The 22,137-nt window shown below is 67.3% G+C and carries 20 protein-coding genes and 1 pseudogene; 14 read left to right on the top strand and 7 right to left on the bottom strand.

The features are described from left to right. Window positions 1–49 precede the first annotated feature (49 nt). The 3 genes from ABN028_RS11120 (at window position 50) to ABN028_RS11110 (ending at window position 2,792) form a co-directional block, all read left to right on the top strand. Window positions 50–940 (top strand): amidohydrolase family protein, encoded by an 891-nt coding sequence (locus tag ABN028_RS11120; RefSeq protein WP_349329414.1) that lies wholly within the window; start codon window positions 50–52, stop codon window positions 938–940. Beyond that, complete coding sequence (locus ABN028_RS11115) at window positions 937–1,695, top strand: amidohydrolase family protein (RefSeq protein WP_349696544.1); 759 nt, start codon at window positions 937–939, stop codon at window positions 1,693–1,695. Before ABN028_RS11120 ends, ABN028_RS11115 begins: the two co-directional genes overlap by 4 nt. 107 nt (window positions 1,696–1,802) lie before the next feature. After that, on the top strand, window positions 1,803–2,792 hold the full coding sequence (locus ABN028_RS11110) for a dihydrodipicolinate synthase family protein (protein WP_349329416.1): 990 nt from the start codon (window positions 1,803–1,805) through the stop codon (window positions 2,790–2,792). A 6-nt stretch (window positions 2,793–2,798) separates the two neighbouring features. Here ABN028_RS11110 and ABN028_RS11105 read toward each other — a convergent pair whose 3' ends face one another. The 3 genes from ABN028_RS11105 to ABN028_RS11095 are packed head-to-tail and all read right to left on the bottom strand — an operon-like array spanning window position 2,799 to window position 7,152. Further along, window positions 2,799–4,556 carry a DUF4350 domain-containing protein gene (locus tag ABN028_RS11105; protein WP_349696543.1) on the bottom strand — a complete coding sequence of 586 codons (1,758 nt, stop codon included), beginning with the start codon at window positions 4,554–4,556 and terminating at the stop codon, window positions 2,799–2,801. Further along, complete coding sequence (locus tag ABN028_RS11100; RefSeq protein WP_349696542.1) at window positions 4,553–5,716, bottom strand: Gfo/Idh/MocA family protein; 1,164 nt, start codon at window positions 5,714–5,716, stop codon at window positions 4,553–4,555. The genes ABN028_RS11105 and ABN028_RS11100 overlap by 4 nt, the downstream gene beginning before the upstream one ends. A 14-nt stretch (window positions 5,717–5,730) precedes the next feature. Further along, window positions 5,731–7,152 (bottom strand): hypothetical protein, encoded by a 1,422-nt coding sequence (locus ABN028_RS11095; RefSeq protein ID WP_349696541.1) that lies wholly within the window; start codon window positions 7,150–7,152, stop codon window positions 5,731–5,733. A 258-nt stretch (window positions 7,153–7,410) separates the two neighbouring features. On the opposite strand from ABN028_RS11095, the gene ABN028_RS11090 reads away from it, so the two are divergent. The 8 genes from ABN028_RS11090 (at window position 7,411) to ABN028_RS11055 (ending at window position 16,498) form a co-directional block, all read left to right on the top strand. Continuing rightward, window positions 7,411–9,390, top strand: a complete 1,980-nt coding sequence (locus tag ABN028_RS11090) for an ABC transporter substrate-binding protein (RefSeq protein WP_349329420.1) — start codon at window positions 7,411–7,413, stop codon at window positions 9,388–9,390. Between the two features lie 16 nt (window positions 9,391–9,406). After that, a complete protein-coding gene (locus ABN028_RS11085; RefSeq protein ID WP_349696540.1) occupies window positions 9,407–10,399 on the top strand; it encodes an ABC transporter permease in 993 nt (330 codons plus the stop codon). Further along, complete coding sequence (locus ABN028_RS11080; RefSeq protein WP_349696539.1) at window positions 10,396–11,469, top strand: ABC transporter permease; 1,074 nt, start codon at window positions 10,396–10,398, stop codon at window positions 11,467–11,469. The genes ABN028_RS11085 and ABN028_RS11080 overlap by 4 nt, the downstream gene beginning before the upstream one ends. Before the next feature lie 11 nt (window positions 11,470–11,480). Next, window positions 11,481–12,638 (top strand): ABC transporter ATP-binding protein, encoded by a 1,158-nt coding sequence (locus ABN028_RS11075; protein WP_349329423.1) that lies wholly within the window; start codon window positions 11,481–11,483, stop codon window positions 12,636–12,638. Next, window positions 12,635–13,717, top strand: coding sequence for an ABC transporter ATP-binding protein (locus tag ABN028_RS11070; protein WP_349696538.1), 1,083 nt, complete (start codon window positions 12,635–12,637; stop codon window positions 13,715–13,717). The genes ABN028_RS11075 and ABN028_RS11070 overlap by 4 nt, the downstream gene beginning before the upstream one ends. 63 nt (window positions 13,718–13,780) lie before the next feature. Beyond that, entirely contained in the window at window positions 13,781–14,575 is a 795-nt protein-coding gene (locus ABN028_RS11065; protein ID WP_349329425.1) for an IclR family transcriptional regulator, read from the top strand. 29 nt (window positions 14,576–14,604) lie between these two features. Further along, window positions 14,605–15,162, top strand: coding sequence for a phosphotransferase (locus ABN028_RS11060; RefSeq protein WP_349696537.1), 558 nt, complete (start codon window positions 14,605–14,607; stop codon window positions 15,160–15,162). 178 nt (window positions 15,163–15,340) lie between these two features. Continuing rightward, window positions 15,341–16,498 (top strand): Gfo/Idh/MocA family protein, encoded by a 1,158-nt coding sequence (locus ABN028_RS11055; protein WP_349696536.1) that lies wholly within the window; start codon window positions 15,341–15,343, stop codon window positions 16,496–16,498. Window positions 16,499–16,559: 61 nt separating this feature from the next. Here ABN028_RS11055 and ABN028_RS11050 read toward each other — a convergent pair whose 3' ends face one another. Beyond that, on the bottom strand, window positions 16,560–18,122 hold the full coding sequence (locus ABN028_RS11050) for an MFS transporter (RefSeq protein ID WP_349696535.1): 1,563 nt from the start codon (window positions 18,120–18,122) through the stop codon (window positions 16,560–16,562). 146 nt (window positions 18,123–18,268) lie between these two features. Between ABN028_RS11050 and ABN028_RS11045 the strand changes: the two genes are divergently transcribed. Beyond that, entirely contained in the window at window positions 18,269–18,739 is a 471-nt protein-coding gene (locus ABN028_RS11045; RefSeq protein WP_349329429.1) for a MarR family winged helix-turn-helix transcriptional regulator, read from the top strand. Between the two features lie 92 nt (window positions 18,740–18,831). Then, window positions 18,832–19,704, top strand: coding sequence for an HAD family hydrolase (locus tag ABN028_RS11040; protein WP_349696534.1), 873 nt, complete (start codon window positions 18,832–18,834; stop codon window positions 19,702–19,704). On the opposite strand, the gene ABN028_RS11035 is transcribed toward ABN028_RS11040, so the two are convergent. Then, complete coding sequence (locus tag ABN028_RS11035) at window positions 19,680–20,549, bottom strand: sugar phosphate isomerase/epimerase family protein (protein ID WP_349696533.1); 870 nt, start codon at window positions 20,547–20,549, stop codon at window positions 19,680–19,682. The genes ABN028_RS11040 and ABN028_RS11035 overlap by 25 nt on opposite strands. Before the next feature lie 198 nt (window positions 20,550–20,747). Beyond that, window positions 20,748–20,963, bottom strand: a pseudogene (locus ABN028_RS11030) (aminoglycoside phosphotransferase family protein); the annotation flags it as partial. A 233-nt stretch (window positions 20,964–21,196) separates the two neighbouring features. Between ABN028_RS11030 and ABN028_RS11025 the strand changes: the two are divergent. Then, window positions 21,197–21,529 (top strand): helix-turn-helix domain-containing protein, encoded by a 333-nt coding sequence (locus ABN028_RS11025; protein ID WP_349329433.1) that lies wholly within the window; start codon window positions 21,197–21,199, stop codon window positions 21,527–21,529. Here the strand turns inward: ABN028_RS11025 and ABN028_RS11020 are convergent. Beyond that, the gene (locus ABN028_RS11020; protein WP_349329434.1) at window positions 21,516–22,136 is read right to left on the bottom strand and encodes a ClpP family protease; all 621 of its coding nucleotides are present in this window, start codon (window positions 22,134–22,136) and stop codon (window positions 21,516–21,518) included. The two genes, ABN028_RS11025 and ABN028_RS11020, sit on opposite strands and share 14 nt — an antisense overlap. Between the last annotated feature and the right edge of the window lies 1 nt (window position 22,137).

Here is a 22,137-nt window from a genome sequence, read left to right as displayed (position 1 = left end):
AGCCAACGGAACCCGACAGAGCCAACAGCAGAAGGGATGTGGTGGCCCGGTGATCGTCGACGTCCACAACCACACGCCGACCCACCCTGGCGAGGTGCCGGAGGACGAGCGGCTCGTCTTCGAAGGATGGCGCTCGGACCGGCCGGTGGTGACGACGAACTCCTGGGCCGACTTCGACCGGCAGCAGGCGGCGGCCGACATCTCCATCGTGTTCAACATCGCGGTCGATGATCCCTTGCGCGCCACGGGCCTGCCGTATCCACCGGAACGTACGAACGACGCCACGGCCGAGTTCGTCGCCGCCGCCCCGCACAAGCGGATCGGCTTCATGTCGGTCGATCCCCGCACGCCGGAGGTGTTCGAGGAGGTCGAACGCTGTCGTGCGCTCAACCTGGTGGGTGTCAAGCTCGGTCCCAACTACCAGAACTTCGACCCGCTGTGCGACGAGGCGCAACGCTTCTACGGCTACTGTGAGCGTGCCGGGCTGCCGATCCTGTTCCATCAGGGCACGTCGCCGATTCGTGAAGCTCCGTTGCGGTACACGCATCCGCTGGTGATGGACGACATCGCACTGCGCTTTCCGGAGCTGCGGGTGGTGATGGCGCACATGGGGCATCCGTTCGTGCGGGAGACGGTGGCGGTGATCCGCAAGCACCCGCACGCCTATGCCGACGTGTCGTCGGTCTACCTGCGGCCGTGGCTGTTGTGGGAGGCGCTGACCTTCGCGACCGAATGGGGTGTGCCGCACAAGCTGTTGTTCGGCTCGGACTATCCGATCTCCACCTCGGGCGAGGCGATGGCGGGACTCCGCAGCGTCAACGACATCGTGGAGGGTACGAAACTCCCGCGCGTGCCGGCGGAGGCGATCGAGCAGATCATCCACGCCGACGCCCTGTCCGCACTCGGACTGGGGAAACCGGGACAGGCGGCAACGCCATGATCATCGACGCGCATGTCCGGCTCGGCGTGGGACGCGAGGTTGCACTCAGCGTCGACGACCTTCTCGCCACCATGACCGAGCTCGGTATCGACCGGGCGCTCGTCGCTCCTGACGAGCGCTGCACCGCCTTTGCGAACCGGGAAGGCAACGAGACGGTTTGTCGCGCCGCGCTCGTCTCGGGCGGACGCCTTGCGGCGTACGCGGTCGCCAACCCGTGGGCGGGCCCGCGAGCGGTCGACGACCTCGCCCGGGCGCGGGACGCGGGCGCTGTCGCCTTGGCCGTCGACCCGGTCCTGCAGGGGTTCGACGTCCTCGACGGGCTGCTCGACCCCCTGCTTGCGTTCGCGTCGGAGCAGGACTGGTTCGTCTACCTCCGGACCGGCACCCCGCCGTCCGCCCTGCCGCTCCCGGTCGCGACCCTTGCCCGCCGCCATCCGGAGTTGTCGTTCCTCATGGGGAGAAGCGGGGCGACCGACTTCTGGATCGATGCCGCGCCGGCGTTGCGGTATGCCCCGAACCTGTACGCCGACACGTCGTACGCGCCATGGGACACCGTGCTCAGCGAGTTCGCCCGCGACGAGGAGATCGGGACGGACAGGTGCGTGTTCTCGACCGATGCCCCCTACACCGTGCCGCGCGCGGAACTCGCCCGCGTCCAGGACTGGAAAGGCATCACCGAGCAGCAACGTGCCGGCGTCCTCGGCGGGGTGGTCGCACACCTCCTGGGCCGCCACCTGCCGCCACGCTGGTCATGACCTTTCCCCGGCCGTTCCGCTGTGGTTGAATAGCATCGTTCGGAATACGAGAAATATGACTGAGATACTGAAAGTCCTCGAGAGTCCGGCTGGGAGCGGGGGTGCGGATGACCGCGACTGACGACCCGCGGCAGGCCGCGACAGCACCGGGGCAGGTGCCCGCTTCGAGGTTCCTGGTGCGTGGGGTCTCGCCCGTCCTGGAGGTCCCGTTCGACGAGCAGGGCAACGTGGACTATGCAGGCTTCGCGCGAGTGGTCACCTACGTCCTGCGCACCGGAGTCACCAGCGTGATGTTTCCTGGGTTCGCCTCGGAGTTCCACAAGCTCACCGACGACGAGCGCTGGCGACTCGCGGAGATCGTGCTCGCGCAGACGCGGGACCGGTCAGACGTCGCGGCGGTCATCGCCGTCCAGGACCATGCCACCAGGCTGGCGGTCGCTCATGCGCGCCGGCTCGTCGACGCAGGCGCCGACCTGATCAATCTGCTGCCGCCATACTTCCTCGGCCCTTCGCCCGCCGCCGTGCGCCGGCACGTCCGCGACGTCCTGGAGGCGGTGGCGCCGACACCGGTCGTCCTGCAGTATGCACCGCACCAGACCGGCACCAGCCTCGACGCGGCGACGATCGCGACCGTCGCCCGTGACCTCCCCAACCTTGCGTTGGTGAAGGTCGAGTCGACGCCGCCCGGCGCGTTCATCGCCGCACTCGGCACTCAGGACCCTGCACTACCGGCGTTGGTGGGGTACGCCGGTGTGCAGCTTCCCGACGCCGTACGCCGTGGTGCGATCGGAGTCCAGCCGGGTTGCTCGCTCACCGAGGTCTACGTGGAGATCTGGCGCCGGTTCGAGCGGGACGACACCAAGGGTGCGACCGAGCTGCATCGGCGGCTGCTTCCGTACATCTCCTACTGGATGCTGGACACCGAGCTGATCATCGCCGCGGAGAAGCTGATCTCGGTACGCCGTGGCCTGTTCGAGAGCGCGCACTGCCGGGCGCCGGCGCACCTTCTCGACGCCGAGGAAGTCGCGATGATCGACCGGATGCTCGGCGAGTTCGCCGACCTGCTTCCTGACCTCAGCTCGGCTGCGCTGTCCTGACGTTCGTCAGCTCGCATCCGGGTGCAGGGTCAACGACAGGTGGCGGGTGCGGTCGTCGCCGGGGTCCAGCTCGACATAAACCAGGACCGACAGCCAGCCGAACATCTCGAGCCCGCCGATCCTCGCCGGTTCGCCATCGACCAGTGCCTCGTGCACGCGGGTGAGCGGGACCGGAAGCACCACCGTCAACCCCCCGGCAGGCGACCGGCCGGTCACCTGGCACGAGAAGGTCTCACCCTCCCACCTGGTGTCGTGGATCCGTGCGGCGTCGCGGGCCCGGGTGAACTCCGCCCATGCGAACGCACTCCAGATCGGCATCCCCAGTTCGCGCGCCGACGTCCAGCAGCGGTGCATGTACGTGCTGGAGTAGGTCGCGAAGGACACCGGATGGGACAGCATCGACAGCGGGCTGAAGTAGCGGTCGAGCTTGTCCTCCATCAGCAGTCGGGTCAGGCCGGCCTGGCCGAGTGGATCCGCTGTCAACAACTCCTTGACGGACAGATCGTCATAGGCCTGAGTCGCCTGCTGGAAGCAGTCGATCACCGTGCCGTCGGCGTCGACGAACCGCATGGGTCGGGCGGATCCGGTGAGATAGGCAAGCCATGACGGGCCCACGTTCATGGAGTTGAGATCCATGTCGATCCCGAGCTCGGCGTAGAGCTTCGGTAGGTCGGCGTAGCCCTTCCAGACCGCGCAGTGGTTGCGGTTCGTGGCCGGAACCCCGCCGTAGACCTCCGCGAACTCACGGACGTCCTTGCGTACGACCTCGGGGAGGATCTCCTCCTGGTCCTCCCCGCCGTACGCCGGATCGGAGGGATCGTGGTGGATCCCGAACGAGTGGCCGCGCTCGCGCCACCGCGCGACCCTTTCCTTCGTGGCGACCGTCCCACGCGTCGTGCCTGACATCAGGTAGATCGTGACCTGTCCACCGTGGGACTCGACGGCGTCGATGAGGGCGTCGAAGTGTTCCGGCGCCGACCAGTCGTCGTCGGAGTCCAGGACGAGAACGCTCCGTAGCTCAGGTGTCGGGTAGTACCACCACCGCGGCTGCGGGTGGCGGGCGAGGTGGTTGACCGCATTGCCGAGCAGCATCGCGTGGATGTCGGCCTGCGGAAGGTGCCAGCACCGCGGGTCGGCGAAACCGGTGAGCAGGTCCTGGATGCGGTACGGTTCGCCGGCGCCGAGACCGTGGCCACCGATCCGGCCCGGGTCGCCCTGCCGGATCAGGGCGACGGCGTGTGGCAGGTCGTAGGTGAACACGACCACGCGGCCCGCGCCGTAGGGCAGTTCGACGACGGCCGGGAAAGCGGTGGGCGTGCGGACGTCGGCCTGGAGCCGCGCCACGGTCACTGCACCGTCGGGCAGTGCGTCGGGTGCGTACGCATCAGCCGGCACGTGCGTCTCGATCGGTTCCTGGGGCACGCCGCTCCCGAGCGGACTCGCCGTACCCGGTCGTACGTACGCGGGCGCCACCATGGTGTGCGTGGAGACGAGGCCGAGGGTGCGGGCCAGCAGCGGGGAGGGGCGGACGAGGATCAGCCGGCCGCCGGCAGCGGCGTAGTCGAGCAGCCGGCCGACCTGCGCCTTGGTGGGGCGGATCCGCGCGACGAGGACGAGGTCGCAACTTGCAAGGCCACCGAGGTTCTCGTCGGACAGGTCGACGATCTCGTGGTCGACCATTCCCTCGGCCCGCAGGATCTCGGCAAGGTAGCGGCCGAACCGGCCGACGGTCTGGTCCCCGCTCAGCACCACACCGATGGTCATGGGCCTTCTCCTTCCTGCCGCCCGGGGTGTGGCCGAAAGTCCGGGACGGTCAGCAGTTCGCTGCCGCGCGCGATCGACTCCGCGGCGAGTACCGCGGGCGCGGCGGTGTCCATCGCCTGGTAGACGTCGAACTCTGGCTGCCGGCCGGCTAGCACGGCGTCCCGGAACGCCACATGGGTGTAGTAGTCGGCGTCGCCATGGCCGCTGCCGCGAGCCTCGGATGGAGCGTCGGTGCGTTCGTAGCGCCAGTCCGCGTCGGCGAGGTCGGCCAACTGCTCGTCGGCCAGCCACAGCTTCGGCCGGTCGCCGGCGCCACGGGACCATTCCACCCGGCCGCCGGTGCCGAGGACCTGGTACCAGTGCCAGTTGCCGTCCGGATGCGGTTGAGCGAAGCTCGCAGCCATCCGCAGGAGGGTGCCCTTCCGGGTACGCATGAGAGCGACCTGCATGTCCGGTTGGGCGAGGGCAGGATGTGCGGCGCTCGGCGCGTCCGTGCTCATGGCCACCACCTGCGTCACCCGGTCGTCGAGCACCCGCAGCATCGGGCTCAGCTCGTGCGGCAGGTAGTGGATCGGCGGCATCAGCTGCGCCCACGTCGGCCGGGCGTCGGGATGGGCCGCGAGCGCGGCGGGGCCAAGCAGGTCGCCGGTGTGCGGATCCTGAAACATCCCTGCGACGTAGTGGTGGAAGTACTGCCCCTCGCACAAGGTGATCCGGCCGAGCCTTCCGCTCGCGACCAGTGACCGCCAGGCCTCGACGAAGCCCCAGTACCGTGTCTGTTCGGCCAGCTGGTAGATCCGGCCGGTGCGTTCGACAGCGAGCACGATCCGCCAGCAGTCCTCGATCGCGTGGGCGGCCGGGACCTCCGCATGGACGTGCTTTCCGGCCTCCAGCGCAATGGCGGCAAGGTCGCCTTGACGCGCGGTCCGGACGGTCAGCGCGATGGCGTCGACCCGTGGATCGCCGAGCAACTCGTCGTACGCCTGGTAGGTACGCACACTCGACGGAAAGCTCAGTTGCGCCCGCGCCCGGTCCAACAAGGGGGCGATCGGGTCGCACAGCGCCGTGACCCGGAACCCTGGTATCCGCTGGAGCATCGGGATCCAGGTGCCGACCGCTCGAGGGCCGAGGCCCGCCACGCCGATCCGGATCTCGTCCATGTCGAAGACTGGCTTCAGGCCAGCTCGGCGGCCGCCGCGTGGTACTCGGCCGCCACTGCGGCGAACGACTGCCGTGGCCGGTCGGGCACCGCGATGTCGATGCTGGGGACGGGGACGCCGTGGCTCGTCGTCAGACGCCAGCCGTCCGTGGTCTCGAACCCAGGGTTCTCCACGGTGAACCCGATGGTCTCGATGTGGTCGAATCCGACGTCGACCGGGAACACGCCGTCGCTGCTTCCAGCCTCGAGGAGCCGGAACGCCAGGGTGGCGCTGGCCTTTCCCCGCAACCGGTCGCTCACGTCGATCGGGCCGTGCAGGGTCGAACACTGCTGCCACAGCGCGAACCCGTGCTGGCACACGTCCTCGAACCAGATCACCTCGCCGTCGATGAGCACCTGCTTGACATGCGTACCTGGCTCACCGAACCGCGCACTGAAGATGTCGTTGTGCCAGAAGGAAAGTTCGTGGCGGGCGGCGTCGGGCTCCACGGCGACGACCTGGGACGCCTCGGCGTACGCGCCCTTCTTCGTTCGTACCGGCGGCACCAGGAAACTCAGCCGGCCGTTGCCGTACATCGCCTTGTTGGTCGAGGAGATCGTGGGCGCGTCGTCGAGCTGCAGGCCATAGGCGGTGACGCCGGCGATCCGACCGTCGCGGGCATAGTCCAGGCCGGAACGGACGACGGCCGCGTTGTAGTCAGGGCTCGGTTCGTTCCACGCGTCGAGAAAGCGTCCGGTGTAGGCGAGCAGGACCACGCCGAGGTCGTACGGCTCGACGGCGGCGCGGATGTTGTCGAGACACGGCCCGACGCTGCTCGCGACGAGGGTGTTGAGATGGTGCCCGTCGAGGAACGGATAGAGCACGAGGTCCAGATGGGGCCCGTACTTCGCGAGGAACTCGTCGCTTGTCGCCGCGTGGTAGTACGTACACAGGTAGAACGCCAGGTCGGGGTTGATGTCCTGTGCGATCTTGCGCATCCGCGCCACGTAGTCGGGGGTGAAGGTGTCCTGGTTGAACTCGAAGTCGTCGATGCCCCAGGCCTTGACGTTCGGCTGCTCGACCGAGAGTTCGGCGCAGGCACGGGCCCACGCGAGATAGTCCATGACATACGGCCGGGAGGCGCGACCACCGTGCCGGTCGGTCTCACTCGGTGGTACGAGGTAGACCCACACGTCGATCCCGGCCCGCGCGGCAGCGGGTGCGAACTCCAGCCGTAGGTCGTCCCAGTCCGTCGGCGAGTCCCAGATGCCATAGATATAGGTGTTGGCGCCGAGCTCGGTGAGCTTCGCCAGCATCGCCGGGGTGTCGATATGACGGTAGCCGTCGGCTCGGGGCGCGGGCTCACGCAGCGTCGCGCCGACCGTGTTACCGCCGCACTGCGACGCCCGGATTCCGCCGCGCGGGATCAGGTGTGCCGCCCGGTGCGTGCCTGCCATGGGGACCTCCGGGTCCGTGAGGCCGACGTCCACGAGCTGTGCCGAGAACGGCCCCGCCACTGGTTTCTCGGATCCTTCTGGGACTGTTGTTCTGGAACCCTTATTCTGGGATTTCAGATACATATCTGCATTTTCGAAGGATGCTAGGCGGCTGGACTGTGGCCACGCAAGCCCCTACGCGGTATCATCTCGCATCTCGTATATGTATCTCAGGTTTCGAAGAGTCGCCTCGGTCGTGGACCACGAGGAGGGCCCCCGATGTCAATCAGGACGACCTCGAGTTACACCCGCAGAGACCTGCTGGCGCTGGGTGGCGCGGCTATGGGCGCCTACGCCCTCACCGGTTGTTCGTTCTTCTCCACCGACCCCGACCGGGCGGCAGGGCCGGAGGCCGCGGCCAAAGGTGCCAAGGAGGCGCCGATGTTGGCCCAACGCGTCAAGGCGGGACAGCTGCCGAAACTCAGTGCCCGCCTGCCGAAGGATCCGCTCGTGGTCCAGCCGCTGAACGAAGCGGGGATCTACGGCGGCACGATGCAGCGCGGGCAGATCGACCTCAACAGCGACGGCCTGCAGTACATGGGCTGGGCGGGGCTGGTCGAGTGGAGTCCGACGACCCCGCCCGAACCGAGCCCCGGCGTCGCCGCGTCGTGGGAGGTCGAGGACGAGGGACGTGCCTACGTCTTCCATCTCCGCGACGGGTTGAAGTGGTCCGACGGCGAACCTTGCACGACCGACGACCTCATGTACGTCTACGAGTACGTCTACCTCAACAAGGAGCTGTGCCCGGTCTTCCCCGGCTGGCTGTCCACCGCTGGCGAGCCCGGGAAGTTCGTGCAGGAGGACAAGCAGACGTTCCGGATCGAGTTCGCCGCGCCACACGGCCTGTTGCTGAAGTACCTCTGCTTCGTCGGTCTCGCAGGCGGCGTCAACCCGTTGCTGCAGCCGAAGCACTACATGAGCACCTTCCACCCTGATATCGCCGGGGAGGAGAAGGTGCAGGCGTTGCTCGCGGAGGCGGGTGTCGACGCGTGGATCGACCACTACCACTCCCGGCACGACCACTGGAAGAACGCCGACCTGCCGGTGCTCGGCCCGTGGCGGATCACCAAAGAGCCCCAGGGCAACAACGCCACGGCGGAGCGGAACCCGTTCTACTGGAAGGTCGATCCCGACGGCCGGCAGCTGCCCTACATCGACAAGGCGACCTACACCTTCCTCGACCAGGAGGCGTTCGGGCTCCGGGCGGCGAACGGACAGGTCGACCTCGCCGCCTGGGACCTGAGCTACCAGTCGGCACCGCTGTTGATCAGGAACGCCGAGGACAAGGGTTTCCGGTTCCTGCGGTGGAAGCCCGACGGACTCTTCCATGCCCTCAACCTCAACCAGAGCCATCCCGACCCGGTCCTCCGCGAGCTCTTCCAGGACATCGACTTCCGCGCCGGCGTCTCGCACGCGATCAACCGCGAGGAGATGCGGGACGCGTTGTTCGCCGGCCAGGGGCGGCTGCAGCACCCCTGCGCACAGCCGGAGGATCCGTACTACATCGACGGCATGGGCATGCGGTTCACGGAGTTCGACGAGGCCAAGGCCAACGACCTGCTCGACCAGGCCGGGCTCACCGACCGCGGTGACAACGGCATGCGACTACGCCCGGACGGCAAACCGATGAAGCTCGTCGCCCAGACCTTCACGATCGGGGTCGGCGTACCGACCGTCCAGATTCTCGAGTTCGTCAAGCGCTACTGGGCGCAGGTCGGCATCGACCTGGCAATCAAGAACGTCTCGTCCGAGCTCTGGTACGCGAGCATCTGGCACGGAGACTTCGACCTCAACTGCTATGTCCCCGCGGGTTACCTGTGGGACATCGACTCGCTGTGGTACGTCCCGACGAGCGGTCTGACCTACTGGGCACCGAAGTACGGCAACTGGTACGGCGATCCTGCGGGGGAGTTCTCGATGAAGCCCGACGGCGAGATCCGCCAGCTGCAGGTGCTCTACGACGAGCTCGTCCAGCAGGCCGACGACGACCAGCGACTCGCGCTCGGGCAGGAGATCCTGAAGCTGCACGACAAGAACGTCTGGATCATCGGCACGGTCCAGTCGGCATTCGCGCCGGTGGTTGTGAGCGCGGACATGGGCAATGTTCGCGACGACGCGGTGGCGAGTTACCGCACGTTGTACGAAGCGGCGATGGACCTGTCCCAGCTGTACTTCAAACACCCCGAGCAACACACCTGAGCGGGCCCGCCCGGTCATGGTCGCCTACCTGCTGCGTCGGCTGCTCTATGTCGTACCGACGGTGTTCCTGGTGTCGTTGGTGTCGTTCCTGATCATCCAACTGCCACCCGGGGACTACCTCAGCACGGTGGTTGCGAACCTGTCACGCACGGGCCAGAACGTCGATCCAGCGCAGCTCGCGGCGCTGAAGGAGAGGTACGCCCTCGACCAGCCGGTCATCGCGCAGTACTGGAAGTGGATCACCAACATCATCCTCCACGGCGACTTCGGCCAGTCGTTCGAGTATGGGCGTTCCGTGTCGACCCTGCTCGCCGAGCGCCTTCCGCTCACTCTCGCACTCGGCCTCTCGACCCTGTTGTTCACCTGGGCGGTCGCGCTGCCCGCTGGAATCTATTCGGCGGTACGAAAGTACTCCGTCGGCGACTACGTGCTGACCGCCGTAGCTTTCCTCGGCATCGCGATACCGGGATTCCTGCTTGCTCTCACGGTCGCGTACATCCAGTTCCGCTACTTCGACAAGACCGTCGGCGGACTGCTCTCACCCGACTACGTAGGCGCCAGGTGGAACCTCGGCAAACTGCTCGACCTGTTCGACCACGTGTGGCTGCCGGTCCTGGTCCTGTCCCTCGGCGGCATCGGCGGAACGATCCGCATTTTGCGGGCCAACCTGCTCGACGAACTCCATAAGCCCTACGTCGTGACCGGTCGAGCCCGCGGACTCTCCGAGCGCCGGCTGATCGCGCACTATCCGGTGCGCGTCGCGCTCAACCCGTTCATCGCCACGATCGGCTGGCTCATCCCCGCATTGTTCGACGGGGAGGTGCTCGTCGCGACGGTGCTGGGTCTGCAGACCACCGGGCCGTTGCTGCTCGGGGCGTTGGAGAGCCAGGACATGTACCTCGCCGGCAGCATCATCTTCATCGCCTGCGTCCTCACCGTCATTGGCACCCTGGTCTCCGACATCCTGCTCGCCCTCGTCGACCCCCGCGTGCGGGAGGGATACCGATGAGGCAGGCGCCGCAGTACAAACTCGTCTGGTGGAGGTTCCGCCGGAACAAGCTCGCAGTCGTCGGGGCGGTCGTGCTGGGCCTGATCTATCTCACGGCGGCACTTTGTGAGTTCTGGGCACCGGCAACGCCGGACACCTATCGCGCCACCTATTCCTACGCGCCTCCCCAGCGCGTGCACGTCTCCTTCGACGGTGGTGTTCAGCTGTTCGTCCACGACTACCGCACGCGGGCGAACCCCGACACGATGCTGCGGGAGTTCACCGTCGACACGTCCACGCGCGTTCCGCTCCGCTTCTTCGTCAAAGGCGAGAAGTACAAGCTGTGGGGGCTGTTCCCGAGCGACATCCACTTCTTCGGCCCGGTGGAACCCGGTCGGCCGTTCTACGCCCTCGGTGCCGACGAGCAGGGTCGTGACCTCGCGACCAGGTTGATCTACGGCGCACGGATCTCGATGTCGGTGGGACTGATCGGTGTCCTCGTCGGACTGGTCCTGGGCGTCCTGCTCGGTGGGATCTCGGGCTACTTCGGCGGTGTCACCGACACCGTGATCCAGCGCGTCATCGAGTTCGTCATGTCCGTGCCCACGTTGCCGCTGTGGCTGGGCCTGGCAGCGGCTGTGCCGCCGGGGTGGGGGCCGATCAAGACGTACTTCGCCATCACCATCATCCTGTCCCTGATCGGTTGGACCGGGCTGGCGAGGGTGGTCCGCAGCCGATTCCTGCAGATCAGGTCGGAGGACTACGTGCTCGCGGCCGAGCTGGATGGGGTACGCCGGATGCGGATCATCAACCGGCACATGCTTCCGGCGTTCACGAGCCATATCATCGCGACGCTCACCCTCACCATTCCCGGCATGATCCTCGGGGAGACGGCACTGTCGTTCCTCGGCCTCGGACTGCAACCGCCCGTGGTGAGCTGGGGTGTCCTGCTGCAGGACGCGCAGAACATCCGTGTGCTGTCGACGGCTCCCTGGCTGCTCCTGTCGGGCGCGGCTGTCATCGTCGCGGTCGTGGCGCTCAACTTCGCCGGCGACGGCCTCCGCGACGCCGCCGATCCGTACGAAACCTGAGGGGAGGAACGATGGCTAGCCATGCCGAGCAGAACGGCGCTCCACTGCTCGACGTTCGCGGGCTACGGACCCACTTCGAGCTCGACGAAGGTCGTGTGCGTGCCGTCGACGGCGTTGACCTCACTGTCAGGGCCGGTGAGACGCTCTGCATCGTCGGAGAGTCCGGCTGCGGCAAGAGCGTCACGGCGCGGTCGATCCTCCAACTCGTCGAGCGCCCGGGCCGGATCGTCGCCGGTGAAGTGCTCCTGCGCCTCGGCCCCGATCATCAGGTCCTGACGACACGGCACCCGTCTCGGCGTGACCGGGCGGCCGTCGCGGCGGCCGAGGACGGCGTACTCGACCTCGCCCAGCTCGACCCGAAGGGCACCGCCGTCCGGCAGATCCGCGGCAGGGACGTCGCGATGATCTTCCAGGAGCCTATGGTGTCGCTGAGTCCGGTGCACACGATCGGGCACCAGATCGCCGAGAACATCCGTACGCACGAGGATGTCACGAAACGCGACGCCCGCGACCGCGCGATCGAGGAGCTCCGCCGGGTCGGCATCCCACGGCCGGAGCGCCGAGTGGACGCCTACACCTTCCAGCTGTCCGGTGGCATGCGGCAGCGCGCGATGATCGCGATGGCCCTCGCCTGCCGGCCCAAGCTCCTCATCGCCGACGAACCCACGACGGCGCTCGACGTCACGACGCAGGCGCAGATCCTCGAACTGCTGCAGGAACTTCAGGCGCAGTCCGGCATGGCCGTCGTCTTCATCACCCACGACCTCGGTGTGGTCGCGGAGATCGCCGACGACGTAGCGGTGATGTATCTCGGCATTGTGGCGGAGTACTGCGCGGTCGACGAACTGTTCCACGATCCACGTCATCCGTACACCAAGGCACTTCTGGAGTCGGTGCCCAGAGTCGGTCGGCGGGCCAGACGTCGGCTCGCCACCATCACCGGGATGGTTCCGCACCCGTACGAGCGCCCTGCCGGTTGCCCGTTCCATCCGCGGTGTCGCGACGCGATGGCAGAACTCTGCGAGACGACACTCCCGCCCAGACTCGCAACGGACGGGTCGGCGTCGGCGGAGGTCCACGGCGGTGGGCGCTCGGTTCGCTGCCTGCTCTATGAGACGCCCGAGGCCGTCCGGGACGGAACGACGGCACGACGGGAGGTCCGCCGATGACGGCCGTACGGTCGGAGCGGGAACGTTCTGACGCGTCCGCACTTGGCACAGGCAGCGATCCCGAGGCACTGCTCGACATCCGCAACCTGTCCATGCGGTTCCACGTCGGTCGGGGATTCCTCGGCATGGGCGCACGGATGACCGTCAACGCCGTGTCCGACGTGAACCTGACCGTGCGTCGAGGGGAAACGCTCGGCCTGGTGGGCGAGTCCGGGTGCGGCAAGACGACACTTGGCCGCTGCATCCTCCGCGCGTACAAGCCGACGTCCGGCGAGCTCCGCTACCGCCGCGAGGACGGCGCAGTCGTCGACCTCGCCACGATGGGCACCCGGCAGCTACGGCCGTACCGGCGTCAGATCCGTACCGTGTTCCAGGACCCGAACTCCTCGCTCAACCCGCGGATGACCCTGCTCCAGATCGTCGGGGAGCCCTTGCTGGCAAACGATCTCGCCCGTGGAGAGGAACTCCGGGAGCGGGTCGCCGAAGGGCTGCGGCTCGTCGGCCTCCGGCCGGAGTACATGCGGCGTTACCCGCACGCGTTCTCCGGCGGCGAGCGGCAGCGCATCGGGATCGCCCGGGCCCTGATCACGGGTCCGCGCCTCGTGGTCGCTGACGAGGCGGTGTCGGCCCTGGATGTGTCTGTACGCAGCCAGATCCTCAACCTGCTCGACGATCTGCAGGAACAGCTCGGCCTGACCTACGTCTTCGTCTCGCACGATCTCTCCGTGATCCAGCACCTCTGCTCCCGGGTCGCCGTGATGTACCTCGGCCGGATCGTCGAGGAAGCCACGACCGACGATCTCTTCGAACGGCCCCGGCACCCCTACACCGAGACGCTCCTGCGGGCGTTGCCACTGCCTGACCCTCGGTTACGGGGTAGCAGGAAGCGCATCCCCTTGCGGGGCGAGGTTCCAGACCCGGCGAGCCCGCCGGCCGGGTGCACGTTCCATCCCCGCTGTCCGTACGCGCAGGAGCGCTGCGACACCGAGGAGCCAGCTCTCCTTCCGCTGCGTTCTCGTCGTACCGCCCGGTGCCACTACGCGGACACGCTCGACCTGGAGGGTGTCGTGGCGGACTGACCGGCCCAGGCTAATCTTCGATATGTCGTAAGAACCTGCGAACGCGGGAGCAAGGGGGCCCCTGTGAGCGCCAAGCCAGCAGCACGGCCGGCCTCGCCGTCGACCGATCGTGCCTTGACCGTCCTCGAAACCCTGATCGAGGCCGAAGGCCCGCTGACATTGACCATGCTCGCCCAGACCGCGGGTGTCCCATTGGCCACGTGCGCGTCGATCGTCCAGACGTTCGAGGAACGCGGATACGCCGCCCGCCAGATCGTCGGCCGAAGCCACTTCTGGCAGCCGACCCTCAGGCTGTACGCCATGGCCTCGAGCCTGGTCCGCAAGATCGATCCCGCGAGTGTGTCCCGCCAGCACCTCCGCGCCCTGAGCGACACGGTCGGCATGCCGGCTCACCTCGGCGCTCTCGACGGGACGGCGATCGTCTACGTGGCGAAGGCGGCGACACCCGGATTCATCCAGTTCGACACGTTCATCGGTAAGGTCGCGCCGTTCAACCTGACCGCGCTCGGCCGGGCGATCGCCGCTCACCTGCCCGACGCAGAACTCACGCCGCTGCTCGACCACCTGGTCGCCGGATCCGGTCCGAATGCCCGACGCCCCGCCGTCAAGGGCTTCCGCAAGGAACTCGCAACGACCCGCGCCAACGGATATGCGATCGAAATCGAAGAGGAACAGGCAGAGATCGGTTGCGTCGCCGCCCCGGTCTTCGATGCCTCGGACCGGGTGAGGTACGCGGTGGGCGTCACCGGGTTCTCCCGTGATTTCACCGAGGACGCGCTGCCAGGCATCATCGCGGCTGTGCAGAAGGCCGCCGCCGCGATCTCCACCGACCTCGGCGTCGTCGAGCTGCCCCGTTAGTGGGGCCGGCCCGGCCTTGTGAGGTTCGCGTGCGCGGGATCGACGATGAGGGCCGCGAAGTGCTGACGTTCATCGAGGGTGATGACGGCCGTCACGTCCGGCACAGTGAGCAGACGCTGGCCCTTGCCGGGAAGCTGGTCCGACGGTTTCACGATGCCGTGCAGGGGTTCCGACCGCCACCAGACGCGGTGTGGCGCCGAACGGGATCGGCGGATGAGTCCTCTGGGCGACTGATCATCTGCCACCACGATCTGGCGCCGTACAACACGATCTACCGGCAGGGGAGGCCCACGGCGTTCATCGACTGGGATCTCGCCGGTCCGGCGCCGGCCCTCGCCGACGTGGCCCATGCGGCATGGTCGTTCGTCCCGCTCTACCCCGACGAGGTGTGCGTCCGGATCGGTCTCCCGGTCCTTCCGCGCGGGCCTCGGCTCCGCGAGTTCTGCGACGGTTACGGACTGCAGGAGCGCGAGAGTTTCCTCGACGCCGTACGTACTCATCTGGTCGCCCACACCAGCCCGACCGCTCAGCGGAGCGTTCCTTATCTCGACTCGATGAGGAAGGAGTGGCAAGCACACCTTGCGTAGTACGACAGCAGCACTTGTACAGAGAGCAACGATCGAACGCGCTGGTCTCGGAATCCGAGACAGTGGACTGTACGCGATGTGAGACAGCGGATGCGACACACGCCAGTTCCCCTACGAGACACCGCAAAGCGGCACGGATCGCGCAGTCCAGCGGGACGACAACAACGAATGAGGCAGGATGAACGGGACCGGAGCAGTCGACGTCGCCGTTGTCGGGTTGGGGTTCGGTGAGGACTTCCTGCCGTTGTACGCCGCCCATCCGTCGGTGGGTGAGGTGGGGATTGTCGACCAGTCGAGGGAGCGGCTCACCGAGGTGGGCGACAGGCATGGGATCGCCGCACGCTTCACCGATATTGCCGAGGTGCTGGCCGACGCACGCTGGGATGCCGTCCACATCCTCGCGCCGGTCGCCTTTCACTCCTCGTACGCGCTGGCCGTGCTCAGGGCGGGGAAGCACTGCGCATGTGCAGTGCCGATGGCCAGCGAGATCGCGGACCTGCACGCGATCGTCGCCGCCCAGCGCGAGTCCGGGAAGAACTACATGATGATGGAGACCGCCGTCTACGGGCGGGAGTATCTCGTCGCGGAGGAGATGTATCGCAAGGGTGAGCTGGGCGGCCTCACCTTCTACCGCGGCTACCACATCCAGAACCTCGACGGATATCCGGAGTACTGGCGCGGCTATCCGCCGATGAAGTACATCACCCACGCGCTGTCGCCGATCCTCGCACTCACGGGCAACACGGTCGCCGATGTCACCGCGTACGGCTCGTCGAAGCTGACCGCCGATCGGGTGGGGTCGTACGACAATCCCTTCCCGCTGCAGGTGGGACTCTTCCGGTTGGCCGACTCCGATGTCGTCGCCGACGTCACCATGTCGTTCTTCCAGACCGCGAGGTCCTACGTGGAGGGCTTCTCGGTCTATGGCGACCGTCAGAGCCTCGAGTGGTCGGGGGCGCCGGGCGAGGCGATGCGGTTGTTCGAACTGCAGCCGGCCGGCCCGGCGGAGTCACCCAAGGGCTCACGCGGTCGGCACGCCCGCGAGTCCGTCCTGGAGCCGCCTGACTACGCGCACCGGCTGCCGGAGCAGCTCGCCCGGTTCGTCCGTACGTACACGCTGGAATCGCACGACGGTGGGCCGGTGACCACGAAGACGGCCGGGCACGGCGGATCCCATCCGTACCTCGTACACGAGTTCATCTCCAGCATCGTCGAGGAACGGCCGCCAGCGATCGACGCGGTGACCTCGGCCGCGTGGACCGCGCCCGGGATCGTCGCGCACGAATCCGCACTCGGAGGGGGCGAGCGCCTCGCAGGCCCGTCGTTCGACGGCTGACATCCGACGGCTGACATCGAAGGACCACCGCACCGACAGGGAGACTGATCGCCAGTCCCGGTTACCACCTTCCGCGGTGTTCGGGAACGAGGCGGACGAGGGGGGTGATGCACACGAGCATGATCGCGAAGACGAGGAAGATGTACGCCTGCGTCGCCCCGGCATCGCTGCTTCGCGCGAGCACGGCGGTGGAGATCGACACGGCCACGATGGACCCGGACTGCCGGAACATCCCACGGAGCCCGGCAACCGCGGCGAGGTGGTCGCGCGCGAGTTGCAGGCTCGCGTTGTTCGACGCGGGTACGGCGAGGCCCATGCCCAGGCCGGTGACGCCGGTGGCGACCGCCAGCCATCCGTACGACGAACTCCCCACCGGGGCGAACGCCAGTCCGACCAGCCCGCCGGCGACGAGCAGGAATCCGATGACGATCGGTAGCCGGCAGCCGGTACGGCGCAACGCCAGGACCGCGAGCCCGGCGACGCAGATCATCCCGACCGCGCGGGCGGTGAGCAGCGTCCCGCCCTCCAGCCCGTCGAAGCCGAAGCGCGCCTCGGCGTAGAGGGGGAGCAGCGCCCCGAATCCGAGTGCGGCGGTCCCGAACCAGAAGTTGATCAGGTTCATGATCCCGAATCCCTTGCCGCGCAGGAGTCGCCAGGGAATGAACGGGGCGGCGGACTTTCTCGTGTGCTGGACGAAGAGCACCGCCAACACCAGGGCGAGCACCTCCGAGACGAGGAACGCCGGATGCAGGATCTGCGTACTGGCGTTGCCGAGGGTGGTGATTCCGTACATCGCCGCCAGGATCGCGCCGGCGAACAGCACGACTCCGCGGACGTCGGTCCGAGCGACCGGCTTGCGGCCACCCGCCGGGATGAGCGCCGCCGCCAGGGCGAAGAGGACGAGGCCGATCGGGACGTTGATGAGAAAGATCCCACGCCAGGACCAGTACGTCACGAAGACGCTCCCGATGATCGGTCCGACGATGCCGCCGATCGGGAAGATGCTCGTGAACATGCCGAGTGCGCGGTCCCGCCCGCTGCCGAAGTGGTCGGCGACGATACCGGTGGCCGACGGCATGAACGCGCCGCCGCCCAGCGCCTGCAGGGCACGGAACCCGATCAGCAGGTAGATGTTGTCGACCAGGCCGCAGCACAGGGAGGCGGTCACGAACACCACGATGGCGCCGAGGAAGACGCGCTTGCGGCCGTACTGGTCGCTGAGCCTGCCGGCGAGTGGCAGCACCACGATCTGGCCGAGGGCGTAGATCGTGATCGTCCAGCCGCTCCAGTTGATCCGCGTCTGCATGTCCTGCTGGATCGCGGTGAGAGCGGTCGCCACGCTGGTCTGGTCGATCGAGCCCATGAAGAGGGCGATCGACACGATGGCGAAGACGATGCCGCGACGGGGGAGCGGTTCGTCTCCGACGCTGGTGGTCGCCGGCGCTGCTGGGGGCTTGCCTTGGCTGTCCGACGTCGACGCCGAGGCCGAGCCGGCTGCTTGTGCCGATGTCGGTGCGGACGTCGATGTCGGTGCGGACGTCGATGTCGGTGCGGACGTCGATGTCGGCTCGGTGGGCTTCTCCTGCTTGGCCGAGGCCGGTCCTGGCGCAGGCGTACGGACCATATGCTTGCGCTTCCCGCGCCCCCGTCCGTGGCGGGTGGTGGAGCCAGCTCGTCGCTGCAGAGGGTGGTCCTCAGGTGATGACGGCTCCGATGTGCGCATTGTGTCAGACTACATTGCTTGCCGGCAGGCAACTAAGAGGTGGAGAGATGGTGGACGCCGACACGGTTACCCGCCTGCGCGTCGTCATCGGCAGGCTGGCCCGAGAGCTCAACGCGACGGCGACGGGCGAGGGCCTGACGCCGACCCAGGCGTCGGTGCTCGGTCTGGTGACGGGGCGCGGCCCGCTGGGCATGGCAGAACTCGCCGGGCTCGAGGGTCTGAACCCCACGATGCTCTCCCGGGTCGTCGGCCGGCTCGACGAGCTGGAACTTGTTCAGCGACGTCCGGATCCGGCCGACCTGCGCGTGGTACGGGTGGAGGTGACCCCGGCCGGGCGGCGCGTCCACCAGCGCATCCGGACACTGCGGACACGAGCCGTCTCCTTGTGTCTGGAACGGCTGCCAGACGAGACCGCGCGCACTCTCCTCGACGCCCTGCCCGCGCTCGAGGCGCTGGTCGACGAGCTCAAGGTGACCAAACCTGACCACGACCACCCAGGCGTACGGCGACGCGGGTGATGATCTGTGGTGCCGTGTCCTACCTGTAGCCCTGTCCCTGAGCGGAGTTGAGAAGCTTGTCGGTCCACCGTCGCGTCGCTCCACCCGTCCGCATGGTCGCCCTCGATCTCGACGGGACCATCCTCGAGTCGGGCACCACGATCGACCACCAGGTGCTCACGACACTCGAAACCCTGCAGACCAAGGGCGTCATGTGCGTGACCGCGACCGGACGTCCGCTCGACTTCCAGGTCGAGCTCTTCGAGCGACACAACGTCGGCCCGGCGACCGGCCGGTTCGCGGCACTGATCGCCAACGAGCGAGAGATCCATCTTCTCGACGAGCACCGGCAACCCGCTCCCGCCTACCACCCGTACGACGAATGGAACGTCGTCATCCGCAAACGTTGGGACGCGCTCATCGACGAGGCGATGCGGTGGGTGGACAGGGTGGCGGCGGAGGCCGATCGCCGTGGGTGGACGTCCAGGAGGTTCGACCGAAGCGAGATCGCGCGCCGTGGTCTGGCGACCATCCGGCTGGAGCTGTCCCAGCACGCCGCCGTCCTTCGCGACTGGCTGGCGGACCAGTTGCTGGACGCGGAGAGCGAACTCGCCTGCAACCGGAACACCCGGCTGGTCCAGGTGGTCGATCGCCAGGCCGGCAAGGGCAACGTCCTGGCGACTCTCGCGGACCTGTGCGGCGTCCCTGCCGATCAGGTCCTCGCGATCGGCGACTCCTCCAACGACATGTCGATGTTGGACGGCGCGTTCGGGTTCCGCGCCGCGACACCCGGCAACGCCGACGCGGAGGTCAAGGACGCGGTCAGAAAATGCGGCGGTTACGTGGCGCAGGCCACGGTGGGGGCAGGTGTGATCGAGGCACTCACCGCGGTGACCGCGCTGGTCACACCGACCGCGACTACCCCGCCCACCCCACCGACCGCTACAGGTCAGTCGCCGTCTCAGTCCCACGACACGCCGGTGTAGCGGTCGAAGGCCGTACGACTGTGTTCCACTGAGGCAAGCTCGTCCAGCTGGCTGTGGTCCTGCTCCAGCAGGAGGTACTCGAAGTTCGGGCAGTCGAGAGCGGTGTCGATGATCTCCTGGATCGGCATGATGCCCGTCCCGATCTCGGTGAAGCAGCGGGGATCCTTCGTCTCGAGAAACGTTTCCATCGTGATCGGCGCGTTGCGGTCGACAATCCCCTCGAACATGACCAGAGGTTGCGGCGCATCGCGCGGGAAGTCCTTCTGATGGAGCAGGATCAGGCGGTCGCGGTACTTCTTCATCATCGTGACAGGATCCTGGCCGCCCCGTGCCATCCAGTAGGTGTCCATCTCCACGTAGACAAGGCCAGGATCGGTGTGCTCCATGATCAGGTCGTAGACCGTCCGGCCGTCGACAATCTGAAATTCCTGGTAGTGGTTGTGGTAATAGAACCGCATCCCGCGCGCCCGGCAGAGTTCACCTACGTCGTTGAAGAACTCGGCGCGGCGGAGAACGTAGTCCATGTCCGCGTACGGGAAGAACTCGATGTCACAACCGACCCGCGTGTTTCCCAGCTCCCCGTGGTAGTCGAGGATTTCCGGCAGGCGGTCCAGGTTCAACGGGTTGATGTGACAGCCGACGATATCCATGCCGAGTCGGTCCAGTATCGCGCGCAGATCCCTGGCCGGCATGCCGAACCCGATCCCGTCATCGGTGTCCGCGTGGTGATTGGCGCCTTCGAGGTGGGTGAAGCCGAGTTCTGCCAGCCTCTCGAGCGTTCGATGCGGGTCTTTGCCCATCGAGGTCCGGACGGAGTACAGCTGGATTCCCACGCGCACCGACACTTTGGGCACCTCCGCTTTCACCATCGGATCGAAACCGCGGACGCTACTTGACGGACCAGGACGACACAAGGCCGGTGCTTTTCCGTGCGCAGACATGCCTAATTGCTGCCTTGTGACGTACGTACCTCGCTATTGGTCGAGCAGGATCTGCGCGATCGCCCTGTCCGGCCCTGTGTGCACAGTGGTGTCGGCGTTCCCCACGTCCCAGAGAACGTTCTGCAGAACGCGTCCGAGCGTCCAGCCGATGGCGCCCTGCCGGTCAAGGCCGAGCGTGTCGGTCATCAGGTCCAAGCGGCGTCGCACGGCACGCGGAACGTCTGCCGTCGCGACAACGTCGTCCCATCGGTTGTGCAGGGCAGGGAGCGGTTCGAATCCGGGGTCGCCGGCCAGGGGTTTGGGGTCGATCGCCAGCCAGGCGGCAGATCGGCATATCCGTGGATATGTACGGCGTGGACAGCGCGCGGCACGATGTCGAGGTCAGCCGGTCACCACCGGCCGGGATGTCTCCGCGCTCACGAAGACGCCGGCGGATTCGCCGTGCTGCAAAGCTTGCGCCGCACGCGCCCGGCGAGGACGACCGTGCCGCGATCCGCGCCGACGGGAAAGGGCGCCGCGGTACGCTGGCCGGACCAGCGAGGAGGGTATGGATGAGCGCGGACAAGGTGGTTCCCCTACGGCCCCGGACGCGACCGCCAGAACTGCCTTTGCGTGCGGCCATCGGCCGGGCGTTGCGCGACGTCCGCACCGAGCAGGAGCGGACCCTGACCGAGGTCGCTGACGCCGCGGGCATGTCGATGCAGTACCTCTCCGAGATCGAGCGGGGCCGCAAGGAGGCTTCGTCGGAGATTCTCGAAGCCGTGTGCGCCGCCCTGAACATCCGCCTTGCCGACCTGGTGGCGCGGACCTTTCGGGTGCTGACCGTCGAGGCCCGCGCCATCCCGGCCGGGCGTCCCACCGGCCCGGTGCTCATGGCCGCGTGAACATCGGCTCCAGAAGCTCGCTGCGGTTGGTGATCACGCCGTCGACCAGGCCGTACTCGCGCGCCTCGTCAGCGTCGAACACGCGTTCGCGGTCGGTGTCGGCGCGGAGGGACTCGATGGACCGTCCGGTGTGCTCACTGAGGACCTGAAGCATCTGGGCACGCACCCGTGAGACTTCCCGGGCCTGCAGTTGCAGGTCCGACAGAGCGCCCTGCCCCCTGGCCTCCGGCTGGTGCAGGAGCACCCGGGAATGCCTGAGCGCGAAGCGTTTGCCGGGTGCGCCAGCGGCCAGGAGCACAGCAGCGGCCGAGCTCGCCTGCCCGAGACAGATCGTCGCCACGTCAGGAAGTACGTACTGCATCGTGTCGTAGATCGCCATCAGTGCGCTGAACGAACCACCGGGTGAGTTGATGTAGAGCGAGATCTCGGTGTCCGGACTCGCACCCTCGAGATGGACGAACTGCGCCATGACGACGTTCGCCACGTCGTCGTCGATCTCGCTGCCGAGGAAGATGATGCGGTCGGACAGCAGGCGGCTGAAGACGTCGGTGGCGCGCTCGCCGGTGTGGGTGCGTTCGATGACGTTGGGGATGGTGTAGTGGGCCATG

This window comes from Actinopolymorpha sp. B17G11 (genome assembly GCF_040196095.1).
In the GTDB taxonomy this organism is placed as follows: domain Bacteria; phylum Actinomycetota; class Actinomycetes; order Propionibacteriales; family Actinopolymorphaceae; genus Thermasporomyces.
This window is presented reverse-complemented; position numbering and strand designations above follow the sequence as displayed.

What these genes read in the sequence shown, in the direction of transcription:
- ABN028_RS11115 (WP_349696544.1), top strand. Translation starts at nt 937, where the DNA reads ATGATCATCGACGCGCATGTCCGGCTCGGCGTGGGACGCGAGGTTGCA.
- ABN028_RS11110 (WP_349329416.1), top strand. Translation starts at nt 1,803, where the DNA reads ATGACCGCGACTGACGACCCGCGGCAGGCCGCGACAGCACCGGGGCAG.
- ABN028_RS11105 (WP_349696543.1), bottom strand. Translation starts at nt 4,556, where the DNA reads ATGACCATCGGTGTGGTGCTGAGCGGGGACCAGACCGTCGGCCGGTTC.
- ABN028_RS11100 (WP_349696542.1), bottom strand. Translation starts at nt 5,716, where the DNA reads ATGGACGAGATCCGGATCGGCGTGGCGGGCCTCGGCCCTCGAGCGGTC.
- ABN028_RS11095 (WP_349696541.1), bottom strand. Translation starts at nt 7,152, where the DNA reads ATGGCAGGCACGCACCGGGCGGCACACCTGATCCCGCGCGGCGGAATC.
- ABN028_RS11090 (WP_349329420.1), top strand. Translation starts at nt 7,411, where the DNA reads ATGTCAATCAGGACGACCTCGAGTTACACCCGCAGAGACCTGCTGGCG.
- ABN028_RS11085 (WP_349696540.1), top strand. Translation starts at nt 9,407, where the DNA reads ATGGTCGCCTACCTGCTGCGTCGGCTGCTCTATGTCGTACCGACGGTG.
- ABN028_RS11080 (WP_349696539.1), top strand. Translation starts at nt 10,396, where the DNA reads ATGAGGCAGGCGCCGCAGTACAAACTCGTCTGGTGGAGGTTCCGCCGG.
- ABN028_RS11075 (WP_349329423.1), top strand. Translation starts at nt 11,481, where the DNA reads ATGGCTAGCCATGCCGAGCAGAACGGCGCTCCACTGCTCGACGTTCGC.
- ABN028_RS11070 (WP_349696538.1), top strand. Translation starts at nt 12,635, where the DNA reads ATGACGGCCGTACGGTCGGAGCGGGAACGTTCTGACGCGTCCGCACTT.
- ABN028_RS11055 (WP_349696536.1), top strand. Translation starts at nt 15,341, where the DNA reads ATGAACGGGACCGGAGCAGTCGACGTCGCCGTTGTCGGGTTGGGGTTC.
- ABN028_RS11050 (WP_349696535.1), bottom strand. Translation starts at nt 18,122, where the DNA reads ATGGTCCGTACGCCTGCGCCAGGACCGGCCTCGGCCAAGCAGGAGAAG.
- ABN028_RS11045 (WP_349329429.1), top strand. Translation starts at nt 18,269, where the DNA reads ATGGTGGACGCCGACACGGTTACCCGCCTGCGCGTCGTCATCGGCAGG.
- ABN028_RS11040 (WP_349696534.1), top strand. Translation starts at nt 18,832, where the DNA reads ATGGTCGCCCTCGATCTCGACGGGACCATCCTCGAGTCGGGCACCACG.
- ABN028_RS11025 (WP_349329433.1), top strand. Translation starts at nt 21,197, where the DNA reads ATGAGCGCGGACAAGGTGGTTCCCCTACGGCCCCGGACGCGACCGCCA.
- ABN028_RS11020 (WP_349329434.1), bottom strand. Translation starts at nt 22,136, where the DNA reads ATGGCCCACTACACCATCCCCAACGTCATCGAACGCACCCACACCGGC.